Source organism: Neorhizobium sp. USDA 3394 (assembly GCF_056280385.1).
The window spans coordinates 903,148-916,038 of sequence record NZ_JBWCDU010000001.1 but is presented as its reverse complement, the minus strand read 5'-3'; the positions used below and the strand labels follow the sequence as shown (position 1 = coordinate 916,038).

13 protein-coding genes are annotated in these 12,891 nt (G+C 62.6%); 9 read left to right on the top strand and 4 right to left on the bottom strand.

The genetic code is table 11. The annotated features are described in order from the left end of the window. Nucleotides 1–3 precede the first annotated feature (3 nt). From ACZ9EJ_RS04240 to xdhC, 5 genes are all read left to right on the top strand, one after another. Nucleotides 4–780: a 3-hydroxybutyrate dehydrogenase gene (locus tag ACZ9EJ_RS04240; RefSeq protein ID WP_046638935.1), complete on the top strand. Its 777-nt coding sequence runs from the start codon at nucleotides 4–6 to the stop codon at nucleotides 778–780. A 205-nt stretch (nucleotides 781–985) separates the two neighbouring features. Beyond that, nucleotides 986–2,458, top strand: a complete 1,473-nt coding sequence (gene xdhA / locus ACZ9EJ_RS04235) for a xanthine dehydrogenase small subunit (RefSeq protein ID WP_046638934.1) — start codon at nucleotides 986–988, stop codon at nucleotides 2,456–2,458. A gap of 253 nt (nucleotides 2,459–2,711) precedes the next feature. After that, nucleotides 2,712–5,048: a xanthine dehydrogenase molybdopterin binding subunit gene (gene xdhB / locus ACZ9EJ_RS04230; protein WP_046638932.1), complete on the top strand. Its 2,337-nt coding sequence runs from the start codon at nucleotides 2,712–2,714 to the stop codon at nucleotides 5,046–5,048. Between the two features lie 10 nt (nucleotides 5,049–5,058). Continuing rightward, the gene (locus ACZ9EJ_RS04225) at nucleotides 5,059–5,430 is read left to right on the top strand and encodes an endonuclease domain-containing protein (protein ID WP_046638931.1); all 372 of its coding nucleotides are present in this window, start codon (nucleotides 5,059–5,061) and stop codon (nucleotides 5,428–5,430) included. A 192-nt stretch (nucleotides 5,431–5,622) separates the two neighbouring features. Beyond that, nucleotides 5,623–6,456 carry a xanthine dehydrogenase accessory protein XdhC gene (xdhC, locus tag ACZ9EJ_RS04220; protein WP_046638930.1) on the top strand — a complete coding sequence of 278 codons (834 nt, stop codon included), beginning with the start codon at nucleotides 5,623–5,625 and terminating at the stop codon, nucleotides 6,454–6,456. Here the strand turns inward: xdhC and ACZ9EJ_RS04215 are convergent. Further along, nucleotides 6,430–6,663: a hypothetical protein gene (locus tag ACZ9EJ_RS04215; RefSeq protein WP_046638929.1), complete on the bottom strand. Its 234-nt coding sequence runs from the start codon at nucleotides 6,661–6,663 to the stop codon at nucleotides 6,430–6,432. The two genes, xdhC and ACZ9EJ_RS04215, sit on opposite strands and share 27 nt — an antisense overlap. Before the next feature lie 56 nt (nucleotides 6,664–6,719). Here ACZ9EJ_RS04215 and ACZ9EJ_RS04210 point away from each other — a divergent pair, with 56 nt between their 5' ends. Beyond that, nucleotides 6,720–7,703 (top strand): LysR substrate-binding domain-containing protein, encoded by a 984-nt coding sequence (locus tag ACZ9EJ_RS04210; RefSeq protein ID WP_476098729.1) that lies wholly within the window; start codon nucleotides 6,720–6,722, stop codon nucleotides 7,701–7,703. Here ACZ9EJ_RS04210 and ACZ9EJ_RS04205 read toward each other — a convergent pair. After that, nucleotides 7,684–7,992 carry a nuclear transport factor 2 family protein gene (locus ACZ9EJ_RS04205; protein ID WP_251090842.1) on the bottom strand — a complete coding sequence of 103 codons (309 nt, stop codon included), beginning with the start codon at nucleotides 7,990–7,992 and terminating at the stop codon, nucleotides 7,684–7,686. The two genes, ACZ9EJ_RS04210 and ACZ9EJ_RS04205, sit on opposite strands and share 20 nt — an antisense overlap. Before the next feature lie 190 nt (nucleotides 7,993–8,182). Then, the gene (locus tag ACZ9EJ_RS04200) at nucleotides 8,183–8,410 is read right to left on the bottom strand and encodes a hypothetical protein (protein ID WP_046638926.1); all 228 of its coding nucleotides are present in this window, start codon (nucleotides 8,408–8,410) and stop codon (nucleotides 8,183–8,185) included. Between the two features lie 117 nt (nucleotides 8,411–8,527). Here ACZ9EJ_RS04200 and ACZ9EJ_RS04195 point away from each other — a divergent pair, with 117 nt between their 5' ends. After that, nucleotides 8,528–9,424 carry a LysR substrate-binding domain-containing protein gene (locus ACZ9EJ_RS04195; protein WP_046638925.1) on the top strand — a complete coding sequence of 299 codons (897 nt, stop codon included), beginning with the start codon at nucleotides 8,528–8,530 and terminating at the stop codon, nucleotides 9,422–9,424. Nucleotides 9,425–9,498: 74 nt separating this feature from the next. Here ACZ9EJ_RS04195 and ACZ9EJ_RS04190 read toward each other — a convergent pair whose 3' ends face one another. Continuing rightward, nucleotides 9,499–9,858, bottom strand: coding sequence for a hypothetical protein (locus ACZ9EJ_RS04190; RefSeq protein ID WP_046631340.1), 360 nt, complete (start codon nucleotides 9,856–9,858; stop codon nucleotides 9,499–9,501). A gap of 303 nt (nucleotides 9,859–10,161) precedes the next feature. Between ACZ9EJ_RS04190 and puuD the strand changes: the two genes are divergently transcribed. Together puuD and guaD are read left to right on the top strand one after the other, a co-directional pair. Further along, entirely contained in the window at nucleotides 10,162–11,388 is a 1,227-nt protein-coding gene (puuD, locus tag ACZ9EJ_RS04185) for a urate hydroxylase PuuD (protein WP_046638924.1), read from the top strand. Further along, on the top strand, nucleotides 11,385–12,707 hold the full coding sequence (gene guaD / locus ACZ9EJ_RS04180) for a guanine deaminase (protein WP_046638923.1): 1,323 nt from the start codon (nucleotides 11,385–11,387) through the stop codon (nucleotides 12,705–12,707). The genes puuD and guaD overlap by 4 nt, the downstream gene beginning before the upstream one ends. Nucleotides 12,708–12,891: the final 184 nt, after the last annotated feature.

The following is a 12,891-nucleotide window of genomic DNA, read 5'->3' as shown; positions in this document are numbered from 1 at the left end:
GGCATGAGCAGAACCGTCGTCGTCACCGGCTCCACGAGCGGCATCGGGCTCGGCGTTGCAAAGGCATTCGCGGCCGAGGGCGCCAATGTGATCATCAACGGTTTCGGACCGGCCGACGCGATCGAGGCCGCCCGCCGCGAGCTTGATGCGCTGGGGACGGGCACGGTGCTTTATCACGGCGCCGACATGACAAGGCCCGCCGAGATCGAGGACCTCATCGTGACCGCGGTCAAGAATTTCGGCACGGTCGACGTGCTGGTCAACAATGCCGGCATCCAGCATGTGGCGAAGATCGAGGAGTTCCCGCCGGAAAAATGGGACCAGTTGATCGCCATCCTGCTGACATCGGCCTTCCACACCATGCGCCATACGATCCCGCTAATGAAAGCGGCTGGCAAGGGCCGCATCATCAACGTCGCGTCCGCCCATGCGCTGGTCGCCTCACCGTTCAAATCCGCCTATGTGGCTGCCAAACATGGTATTTTGGGGCTAACCAAAACGGCGGCCTTGGAACTTGCGGAATTCGGGATTACCGTGAATGCGATATGTCCGGGCTACGTGCTGACGCCGCTGGTCGAAAAGCAGATCCCCGACACCGCCCGCGAGCGCGGCATCACCGAGGATCAGGTAAAGACCGAGGTGATGCTGAAGCTGCAGGCAACCAAGGAATTCGTTTCGATCGAAGAAGTCGCGCAGGCCGCAATCTATCTCGCCAGCGATGCGGCGAGGAGCATTACCGGCACGCATATCTCGATAGACGGCGGCTGGACCGCGCAATAGAATACCCTCCTCATTCCTGTGCTTGTCACAGGAATCCAGCCCCCCAAGTCCTTGGGCTGAAAGGGTCTCCGACCCGACAGACGTCGGGTCACTGGATTCCTGTGACAAGCACAGGAATGAGGATAGGAGATACTTCCGCCAACCTGGCAAGGCAGTCAGGGGGCACCCGTAATATGGAGCCGGCAACGGCGGACGAAGGAGAGAAATGAGCGAAGCCATCCGCTTCATCGTGAATGGAGAAGAGGTCACCCTTGGAGATTTCGGACCGACGGAAACCCTTCTCGACTATCTTCGCCTGAGGCGGCGGCTGACAGGTACCAAGGAAGGCTGTGCGGAAGGCGACTGCGGCGCCTGCACTGTTCTGATCGGGCGATTGACGGAACACGGCCTGCGCTATGAAAGCGTCAACGCCTGCATCCGCTTCTTAGGCTCCCTGCACGGCACCCATGTGGTGACCGTCGAGCATCTTGCCGGCCGGGACGGCGCGCTGCATCCGGTGCAGCAGGCGATGGTCGATTTCCACGGCTCGCAATGCGGCTTCTGCACCCCCGGCTTCATCATGTCCCTTTACGGCCTGTGGCTCTCCAACGGCACGCCGACGCGCGCCGATATCGAAAGCGCGCTGCAGGGCAATCTCTGTCGCTGCACCGGCTACGAGCCGATCGTCAAGGCGGCCGAGCATATCTCCATCAACCGGCCGAGCTCGCTCTTCGACCCGCTGGAAAGCGAGCGCATCCAGGTCATGGCGAAACTCTGGGGCATCCATTCCGGCAACGACACGATCGTCATCGAGAAGGATGGCGCCCGCTCGATCGTCCCGGCATCCGTCGCAGTCTTTGCCGATATCCTCGCCGACGAACCTGAGGCGACGATCGTCGCCGGCGCGACCGATGTCGGGCTGTGGGTCACCAAGCAGATGCGGCTCCTGAACCCGGTGATCTTCATCAACCACCTGACCGAACTGCAGTCGATTACGGCGGACGAGACCGGCATCTCCATCGGCGCAGGCGTCAGCTATAGTCAGGCCTTCGACGTGCTTCGCGACGAAATCCCGTCGCTCGGCCGGCTGATCGACCGGATCGGCGGCCAGCAGGTGCGCAACATGGGCACGATCGGCGGCAATATCGCCAACGGTTCGCCGATCGGCGACACGCCGCCGCCGCTGATCGCGCTCGGCGCCGAACTGACACTGCGCTCCCATTCCGGCCGCCGGACGATCCCGCTCGAGGATTATTTCCTCGCCTACGGCAAGCAGGACCGCCTGCCGACCGAATTCGTCGAGAAGGTTTTCGTGCCGCGCCCGGCCGAAGGCAGCCATTTCGCCGTCTACAAGATCTCAAAACGCCGCGACGAGGACATCTCGGCGCTCTGCGGCGCCTTCCACCTGGTGCTCGATGCCGACGGCAAGGTCGCAAACATCCGCATCGCCTTCGGCGGCATGGCGGCGACCCCGAAACGGGCGAAACACGTCGAGGACGCGCTTCTCGGCGAGGTCTGGAGCTGGGCCACCGTCTCCGGCGTGCGCGACGCGTTCGCGGAGGATTACCAGCCCCTCACCGACTGGCGGGCGACCGCGGACTACCGCAGCCTGACGGCCAAGAACCTGCTCACCCGCTTCTTCCTGGAAACCGCCGGCGCGCCCGCTGAGCTGCGCCGGTTCGAGTTGGAGGAGGCGTGATGGTTAATAAAACAATGAACACCTTCTCGATCCGGAAGCCCGACATGCGTGTGGAAACGAGGTGGCGCGGCGCACTCCCAATAATCTCCCCCCTTGAGGGGGAGATGTCACCGAAGGTGACAGAGGGGGGTAGCGACCTCACGGCACGTCAAACCGCCCCCGTAGCATTCCGGGCCACCCCCCTCTGCCCTGCCGGGCATCTCCCCCTCAAGGGGGGAGATCGACATGCCGCAACGGTCGGAGGCCTCCGCTGATGGACAAGACCACGTTCGACAACAAGCCGATCATCAACGGCCGCATGCACGTCTCGCTGAAACATGATTCAGCACATAAGCACGTCACCGGAACCGCCGAATATATCGACGATATTCCCGAGCCCGCAGGGACCCTGCACGGGGGCCTCGGGCTTGCCGACCGGGCGCATGCGGAAATCGTCTCGGTCGATCTTTCGGCCGTGAAGACCGCACCCGGCGTCGTCTGGGTGATCACCGCGGAAGACATTCCGGGCTTCAACGACGTCGCCTCCACCGGCCAGCATGACGAGCCGCTGCTCGCCACCACCAACGTCCAGTTCCACGGCCAGATCATCTTCGCGGTCATCGCCGAGACCCGCGACCAGGCCCGCCGCGCCGCAAGACTCGCAAAGATCGAATACCGCGACCTGCCGCACTGGACCGATATCGACAGCGCCCGCGAAAACGACGCGCCTTACGTCGTCGAGCCGATGACGCTGAAGCGCGGCGAGCCGGAAACGGAGATCGAAAACGCGCCCCTGCGCGTCCAGAACCACATGTATATCGGCGGCCAGGAGCATTTTTACCTGGAAAGCCATATCGCGCTCGCCATCCCCGGCGAGGACGACGAGATCATCGTCTGGTCCTCCACCCAGCATCCGAGCGAAATTCAGCACATGGTGGCGCATGTGCTTGGGGTGGCCAACAACGCGGTGACGGTCCAGACACGCCGTATGGGCGGCGGTTTCGGCGGCAAGGAAACGCAGGGCAACCAGTTCGCGGCGCTCGCGGCCATCGCCGCCAAGAAGCTGAAGCGGGCGGTAAAGTTCCGCCCCGACCGCGATGAGGATATGTCGATCACCGGCAAGCGGCACGATTTCCGCGTCGACTACGACGTCGCCTTCGACGAGGAAGGCCGCATCCATGCGGTCGACGCGATCTATGCGGCGCGCTGCGGGTTCTCCGCCGACCTCTCCGGCCCGGTCACCGACCGCGCCCTCTTCCATGCGGATTCCAGCTATTTCTATCCGCATGTGCGCCTGACCTCGCAGCCGCTGAAAACCCATACCGTCTCCAACACCGCCTTCCGCGGTTTCGGCGGGCCGCAGGGCATGCTCGGCGGCGAGCGGATCATCGAGGAGATCGCCTATGCGGTCGGCAAGGACCCGCTCGAGATCCGCAAGCTGAACTTTTACGGCCAGCGCGGCTCCAATCGGACGATGACGCCCTATCACCAGGACGTCGAGGACAACATTATCGCCCGAATCGTCGACGAGCTGGAAACATCGTCGGACTACCAGGCCCGCCGGCAGGCGATCCTGGAGTTCAATTCGCACAGCCCGGTGATCCGCAAGGGCATCGCGCTGACGCCGGTGAAGTTCGGCATCTCCTTCACCATGACCGCCTATAACCAGGCGGGCGCGCTGGTGCATATCTACAATGACGGCTCGATCCACCTGAACCATGGCGGCACCGAAATGGGCCAGGGCCTCTATACCAAGGTGGCGCAGGTGGTGGCCGATACGTTCCAGGTCGATATCGACCGGGTGAAGATCACCGCGACGACCACCGGAAAGGTGCCGAACACCTCCGCCACCGCTGCCTCGTCCGGTACCGACCTGAACGGCATGGCGGCCTATGACGCGGCCCGCCAGATCAAGGAAAGGCTGATCGATTTTGCCATGCGGCAATGGAAGGTCGGCCGCGACAAGGTCGAGTTCCTGCCCAACCGGCTGCGCATCGGCGGCGAGATCGTGCCCTTCGACACGTTCATCCGGGCTGCCTATTACGACCGCGTGCAGCTCTCGGCCGCCGGCTTCTATAAGACGCCGCGCATCCACTGGGACCGGAAGGCCGGCCGCGGCCGGCCGTTCTACTACTTCGCCTATGGCGCCGCGGTGTCGGAAGTGTCGATCGACACGCTGACCGGCGAATACCTGGTCGACCGCACCGACATCCTCCACGACGTCGGCAAGTCCCTCAATCCGGCGATCGACATCGGCCAGGTGGAAGGCGCCTTCGTGCAGGGCATGGGTTGGCTGACCACCGAGGAACTGTGGTGGGACGACAAGGGGCGGCTGCGCACCCACGCGCCCTCGACCTACAAGATCCCGCTCGCCTCCGACCGGCCGAAGGTCTTTAACGTGCAACTCGCCGAATGGGCCGAAAACGCCGAACCGACCATCGGCCGCTCCAAGGCCGTCGGCGAACCACCCTTCATGCTGGCGATCTCCGTGCTGGAAGCGCTGTCGATGGCGGTGGCGAGCGTGGCGGATTATTCGGTCTGCCCGAGGCTGGATGCGCCGGCGACACCGGAACGGGTGCTGATGGCGGTCGAGCGGCTGAAGGCGATGTGATGGAGCGCGCATGCCGCATTTCCATGTCCGCGACGCCAATCGGAAAAACGCCCGGAACATGCGCCGGGCGTTGACCGAGGCGGAGCTGAAATTCTGGAACGCGGTCCGCGCCCATCGCCTCATGGGAATCGGCTTCCGGCGACAGATGCCGATCGCCGGCTATATCGTCGATTTTGCCTGCCCAGAGCATAAGTTGATCATCGAGGTCGATGGCGCGAGCCATTCATTCGATCAGAACATCCGCCGGGATTCGGCAAGGGATAAGAAACTGGCAGCGCTTGGCTGGCAGGTGATAAGATTTACCAATGACGAGGTGTACGGCCATATCGACGATGTGTGCATGCACCTTCTGCGGACTATCGGGATCGAGCGCTTTGAGTAGATGTTGCTACCCCCCTCTGCCCTGCCGGGCATCTCCCCCTCAAGGGGGGAGATCGGATGTGGCGCGGCCCCACTCCCTCTCGGGGGAAGTCGCTCACGTCGCAGATGAGGCTGAGGGCGGGGCAAGACATCACGTCTTACCGATCTCCCCCCTTGAGGGGGAGATGTCCGGCAGGACAGAGGGGGGTGCCTAGTGCGCGACCTCTCCCTGACTGCCTTCATCGCTAGCCACCCGGCCCTAATCCTCGTCGAAATCCACGAGGCGAAAGGCTCCACCCCCCGCGAGGCCGGCACCTTCATGCTGGTGTCCGACACGTCGATCTGGGGGACGATCGGTGGGGGGCAGTTCGAATATATGGCGATCGACAATGCCCGGGCGATGCTGTCGGGCGGTGGCGAGGCGGTGATGGACATTCCGCTCGGCCCGGAGATCGGCCAGTGCTGCGGCGGCCATACCCAGCTTGCATTCCGGCCGCTGACGCCGGAGCTTGCCGAGACGCTGGAACGGCGCCTGCGCGACGAGGAGGATGAGCGGCCGGCGGTGACCCTGTTCGGATCGGGCCATGTCGGCCAGGCGCTCGCCAGGGCGCTGGCTCCCCTGCCCTTTGCGGTGACCGTCGTCGAGACCCGCGCCGAGGCATTGGAAGACCTGCCCGAGGATGCGACAAAGCATCTGACCGCCATGCCTGAAGCCTTCGTCGAAAAGATCCCTGCCGGCGGGGCGGCGATCATCCTCACTCATGACCATGCGCTGGATTTCCTGATCGCCCAGCGCGCCCTGGCGCGTACCGACCTCGCCTATGTCGGCATGATCGGCTCGCTGACCAAACGCGCCACCTTCGCCAGCTGGCTGAAGCGAGAGGGCGGCGGTGATGACATGCTGCCCCGTCTCGTGCTGCCGATCGGCGGCACGACAGTCTGGGACAAGCGCCCGGCCGTGATCGCGGCACTCGTCGCCGCCGAACTGCTGGAAACCTACGCCGCCCGGCAGGCGCGGACCTCAAAGCGGCAGGTCCCGAGCGCCTGAGCGGCGTTTTCCGTCCCAGAATGCCGCCTCGCGGCTTCGCGGCCCGGCTTCCGGGAGCGCGAGATCACTGCGCAGGTCGTCCGGCAGCGCCGGAATGTGCCGGTTACCGGGTCGCACGAGGCGGCGGAAGAAGCGGCGCACCTGCCGCCACGCCAGGACCGGACGGGAGGGTTTCAAAGGCATGGCATCGGCGCTTGCGGACAGCATGGTTGCTCCACATCGACAGGAAGAGATTGTTTGGTTGCAACCATCAATGAGGCCGATTGCCGGGGAATTCCAATTCAAATACAGTCGGTCGCGATCAAGAGAACTTATCGATGAAATTATCACGCCGGTTTCCGCTGAATGCACTTCGGGTCTTCGAGGCCGTCGCACGCCTGGAAAACTTCACCCGAGCGGCCGAAGAACTCGGCATGACCCAGACGGCGGTGACCTACCAGATCAAGCTCCTGGAGGAGTTTCTCGGCGACACCGTTTTCCTGCGTCGCCCACGGGCGCTGAAACTCACCGAAACGGGTGAAAAGCTGCTTCCGAAGGTGGCGGAGGCTTTCACCCTGCTGACGGAGGCGGTGCAATCGACGCGGCACGGTGTCGAGGAAACGCTGGAAATCCACTCCCCGCCATCGTTTGCTGCGCAATGGCTGTCGCCGCATCTCCACATTTTCAAGGCCCTGCACCCGCAAATCGAGGTCCGCCTGCTGCGCCAGATGGATAACGACCACCACCATAGCTCGGCCGATATCACGATCCGTATCAGCGCCGGGCCCTCCGAGGGGTTGATCAGCCATCCTCTCTTTCGGCTCAACTATGCGCCCATGCTGTCTCCGCAACTGGCGGAAAGCGTGGGTGGCATACGGCAGCCTTCCGATCTTTTGAAACTGCCTTGGATCACCGACACCCGTGACGGGTGGCACGAATGGTTTGAGATCACCAAAATCGACTCCAGGCAGATCAGGCACACCAGCCTGAACGCTCTCGGCGCGCTCGACCTGGAAGCAAGGGCCGCCATGTCCGGCCATGGCGTGGCAATGCTGAGCCCGTTTCTATTCCGGGAAGATCTGGCATCCGGCCGTCTCCTCCAGCCTTTCGACGTCTGTGTCGGCGAGGGCAAGACCTATTGGCTGTGTTACGCGCCGGCGCGGCGAAATGCGGCGAAGATTACGGCCTTTGCGACCTGGATCCAGTCGGCCCTTGCCCAAGACCTCGCGGCCACGGGGACAATCGGTGCTAAACAACCGGCGACCTGAGCTCGGTGGCTTGCCCTTCACACCAGAGCCAGCGGTCCGCCTGTTTTCGGAAGATGTAGAGCGCCCGTTGGAGGCTGTTCGATTGCTCGCCCGCAAACTCGATTTCTTCCCGGCAGTCGAGCAGGACCGCGACGGCGTGATCGCGCGCGATGATCCGCACTATCTCCATCTCCTGCTTCAGGAAGCGCGGGCCGTTTCCAGAGCAATACCGATCCAGATACTGGCAACGGTCGCAGACCTCGCCGTGCGCGTTGATATAGGTAAACTCTCTGCCGAGGAGAGCTTCCATGTCCGCCCGGGACTGCCGCATGAGGGCGGAGGTCCTCGCCTGCAGGAGCTCGGCTATATGATCGTCGAGCTCCAAAGGCCGAGCTGTCATTCCACATCCCTTAAAGTCGAAGCAGGCCCGATCGGCCTGCACCGGATAGAAGCCCGCGGATGGCGTCCCGTCAAGCAGGCAGACCTCGTGGGCTGCGCGCTCAAAGATTGCGCTGCGACTGAATGAGCCTGGTCGCGCGAAAGGCGCCCTCGTCCTGCGGACCGCGCCTGTCGCGGCCGTCGAGCAGGCCGAGGTCGCGCTGCCATGATTGCGGCATTTCTTCGAGATCGAGATTGTTGCGGCGGACCGCCAGCCGGCGGCGGATGGCATCGATAATGCCGAACCTCGGCAGGAACTGCTCGAACGGCCGGGTGAGGATGGAAAACATCTCTTGCCTCCAACGGGGATACCCCGTTTTCATTTGATGATTGTGGAGGTAGATTGCGCCGGAAAATCTCGGTAATCCAATCGAATTACCGTCTGTACGGATCAAGAGAACTCATCCATGAAGATGTCGAAACAGTTCCCGCTGAATGCCTTGCGGGTGTTCGAAGCTGCTGCCCGGCTGATGAGCTTCACCCGGGCTGGCGAGGAACTCGGGCTTACCCAGACGGCGGTGAGCTACCAGATCAAGCTGCTGGAGGATACGCTCGGCGAACAGCTCTTCCTGCGCCGTCCGAGGCAGGTTTCGTTGACGGAGGCGGGAGAACGGCTGGCCCCGAGGATCGCGGAAGCATTTGCGATCATGGGCGAGGCGCTCTCCACCCTGCACGATGCATCGGAGGGCACGCTGATCATCCATTCGACGGCGACTTTTGCCTCGCGCTGGCTGGCGCGCCATCTGGGCACGTTCCAGCTCGAAAATCCGGGCATTGCCGTCAGGCTGGAGACATCGCAGGAGATGATCGATTTTTCGCGGGCGCAGGCGGATATCGCAATCCGCAGCGGCAAGGGCGAATGGCCGGGCCTGCGCCGGCATTTTCTGATGCGCAATCATTTCACGCCGATGCTGAGCCCGGATCTGGCCGCCACGATCGGCGGCGTGAAGACGCCGGAGGACATCCTGAAGCTCAGGATCATAGATCCCGGCGATCCGTGGTGGCCGTTCTGGTTCGCGGCAGCCGGCGTGCCGAATGTCGATCTCACCGGCCGGCCGGTAAGCAGGTACGGTGCGCAGGCCTTCGAGGCCGCCGCCGCGATCGCCGGCCAGGGGGTCGGAATCCTCCAGCGGGAATTTTATGCCGACGATATCGCCCTCGGACGGCTGGTCCAGCCTTTCGACATTCTCGGCTATGACGGCAGCGACTATTGGCTCGTCTACCCGGAAGGCCGCAGGAACTCCAAGAAAATCCGCGCCTTCCGCGATTTCATGCGGAAAACCATGCCGACGTTCCGGGACTAGCAGTCAGTTTTCTATCCGCCGCTTTGCTGGACGGAAAACTGGCTCGACATGTCGCTCCTGGCCGCTGGCAGCGGCTAATAGCTCATATCCGGCGCGTAGAAACAGCGCAGCGTATCTTCGGTCGGGTAGAGGCAAAGATGATATTCTTCGTCCTTGCTCCGCCTCGCCTGGCTCTGCGGCAGCTTGAAGTCATGCGGGCGGGTGATCAGCCGATGATCGCCGGGCCCCAGGATGATCTCGTAGCCACCTTCGATGATCTTGACGTTTTTGGTCGAGATCATCTGGCAGTCGCCGGTATGGTTGTCACCATTGCAGCAAAAGCCATCGTATTTCCACGTCGAGCCGTTCGCACTGTGAGCCTCGTGGGCACTGGCCGAACCAACATAGACGCAGGACGCATATGCAATCATCACACCTGTCAGAATACCACGCATGTGCTTAGTCTCCGTTGATGAATGCCCCCACCACCGGCTCAAACCGCACGCAATACCAAGCTTTCGCCGGCTGACTTGCAATTGTCACAATACGCGAGTCGCGTTACCTGGCCCAACCCTCATTTATTGCGATGCACAAGTGAGAATATCCTACTATTGTAATCTAAGAGCATGCGGGGGTGAACTGGAAGCGGCGGGCCACGGTTCCAATCGGCAGACAGCAATGTTCCCGGCTCCCCCTCTTCCCTTGGCCTGCTTTTTTCCCCAAAGTGACGAGTCGGGGGGCAAAAAGGGGAAGACTGAATGTACGAATACGCCATCGCCTGGGAGTGGCTGAGTTTTGCCGCCCGCTGGTTCCATGCCATCACGGCGATCGCCTGGATCGGCTCGTCGTTCTATTTCATCGCGCTCGATCTCGGGCTGACGAAGCGGCCGAACATGCCCGCCGGTGTCTATGGCGAGGAATGGCAGGTGCATGGCGGCGGTTTCTACCACGTCCAGAAATACCTGGTGGCACCGGCGCAGATGCCCGAGCACCTGACCTGGTTCAAATACGAGAGCTACTTCACCTGGATTTCCGGTTTCCTGATGCTCTGCATCGTCTATTACGGCGGCGCGGACCTGTTCCTGATCGACCGCACGGTGATGGACCTCGCGCCCTGGCAGGCGATCGCAATGTCGCTCGCATCCCTGTCGATCGGCTGGATCATCTACGACCTGCTCTGCAAGTCGCCGCTCGGGAAAAACACCTGGGGCCTGATGGGCCTGCTCTTCCTGGTGCTGATCGTCATGGCCTGGGGATATACGCAGGTATTCTCCGGCCGTGCCGCGTTCCTGCATCTCGGCGCGTTCACCGCGACGATCATGTCCGCCAACGTCTTCTTCATCATCATCCCCAACCAGAAGATCGTCGTCGCCGACCTGATCGCCGGGCGCACGCCCGACCCGAAATACGGCGCCATCGCCAAGCAGCGCTCGCTGCACAACAACTACCTGACGCTGCCCGTCATCTTCTTCATGCTCTCCAACCACTATCCGCTGGCGTTCGCGACCCATCTCAACTGGGTGATCGCCGCGCTCGTCTTCCTGATGGGCGTGACAATCCGGCACTGGTTCAACACCACCCATGCCCGCAAGGGCAAGCCGACCTGGACCTGGCTGGTAACGGTACTGCTCTTCATCGTCATCATGTGGCTCTCGACCGTGCCGAAAGTGCTGACCGGCGAAACCGAGACCTCGATGACCCCGGTTGCCCAGAAATTCGCGGCCAACGCCCATTTCGGCGCAGCCAGGGACGTCGTGCAGGCGCGCTGTTCCATGTGCCATGCGGCTGAACCCGTTTACGAGGGCGTCAATTTTACCCCCAAATCCGTCAGGCTGGAGACGGATGCCGAAATTGCCGCCCATGCGCGGGAAATCTACATCCAGTCCGGCCGCAGCCACGCCATGCCGCCGGGCAATGTCACCGCCATTTCGCCCGAGGAGCGCAAGCTGCTGGTGGCATGGTATGAAAGCGCGATATCCCAATGACAAAGTTGCTGATCCGCGGGCGGCTGCTCTCCTTCAAACGCGCACCGCTGTCGCTCACCGACACGGACAGTTACGCCTATGAGAGCGACGGCGGGCTGCTGGTGGAGGACGGCAAGATTTCGGTTGCCGGAAGTTATGGGACGGTGAAGGCGATCGCGCCCGAAGGCGTCGAGGAGATCGACCACCGTCCGCACCTGATCCTGCCGGGCTTCATCGACATGCACCTGCATTTTCCGCAGATGCAGGTGATCGCCTCCTATGCCGCCAATCTGCTCGAATGGCTGAACACCTACACATTTCCGGAGGAATGCCGCTTCGTCGAAAGCGAGCACGCGGCGCGCATCGCCACCCATTTCTACGACGAACTGCTGCGCCACGGCACGACGACCGCCGTCGCCTATTGCTCCGTGCACAAGACCTCGGCCGACGCCTTTTTTGCCGAGGCGCTGAAGCGCGGCATGTGCATGGTCGGCGGCAAGGTGATGATGGACCGCAACGCCCCGCAGGGCCTGCTCGACACGCCGCAGATGGGTTATGACGAAACGAAAGCCGTGATCGCCGACTGGCACGGCAAGGGCCGAAACCACGTCGCCATCACCCCGCGCTTCGCGATCACCTCGACGCCCGCCCAGATGAAGGCGACCCAGGCGCTGGCGGAGGAGTTTCCAGACCTGCATATCCAGACGCATCTCTCCGAAAACCACGAGGAGATCCGCTACACGGGCGAACTCTACCCGGACGCCAGGGACTATACCGACATCTACGCCCATTACGGCCTTCTCGGGCCCAGGACCCTGCTCGGCCACGCGATCCATCTCTCCGACCGCGAAGCCGACGTGCTGTCCGAGGCTGGCGCCGTCGCCGTCCACTGCCCGACCTCCAACCTCTTCCTCGGCTCCGGCCTCTTCCCGATGAAATCGCTGATGCGGCGGGAAAAACCGGTCAGGGTGGCGGTCGCAACCGATATCGGCGGCGGTTCGAGCTATTCGATGCTGCGCACCATGGACGAGGCCTACAAGATCCAGCAGCTCCTCGGCGAGCGTCTGAACCCGCTCGAAAGCTTCTACCTGATGACAAGGGGCAATGCGGAAGCGCTGTCGATGGCAGACAATATCGGCACGCTGGAGCCCGGCACAGATGCCGACCTCGTGGTGCTGAACGCCGCCCCGACGCCGGCCACGCGGCTGCGGATGGAAACGGTGAACACGCTGGCCGAGGAACTCTTCCTGCTGCAGACCATGGGCGACGACCGCACCGTGGTCGAGACCTATGTGGCGGGCAAGGCGATGAAGGGCGAGCTGGATCGACCGACCGCCTGAGAGCATTCCACCCCTTCCGGCCGGTTAGGCGCTTTCTGGCAACCTTGTAAAATTTCCGAGCGCTCGTACCTGCCGACGGCGACTACCACAACGGTAACCCTCGTTCGGCGAAAGCGCGCACGCACCGCTGTAGATCTGATCATTTCCAGTGACCGGCGCTGAAAATTTGTGCTAGTTCGTTGCC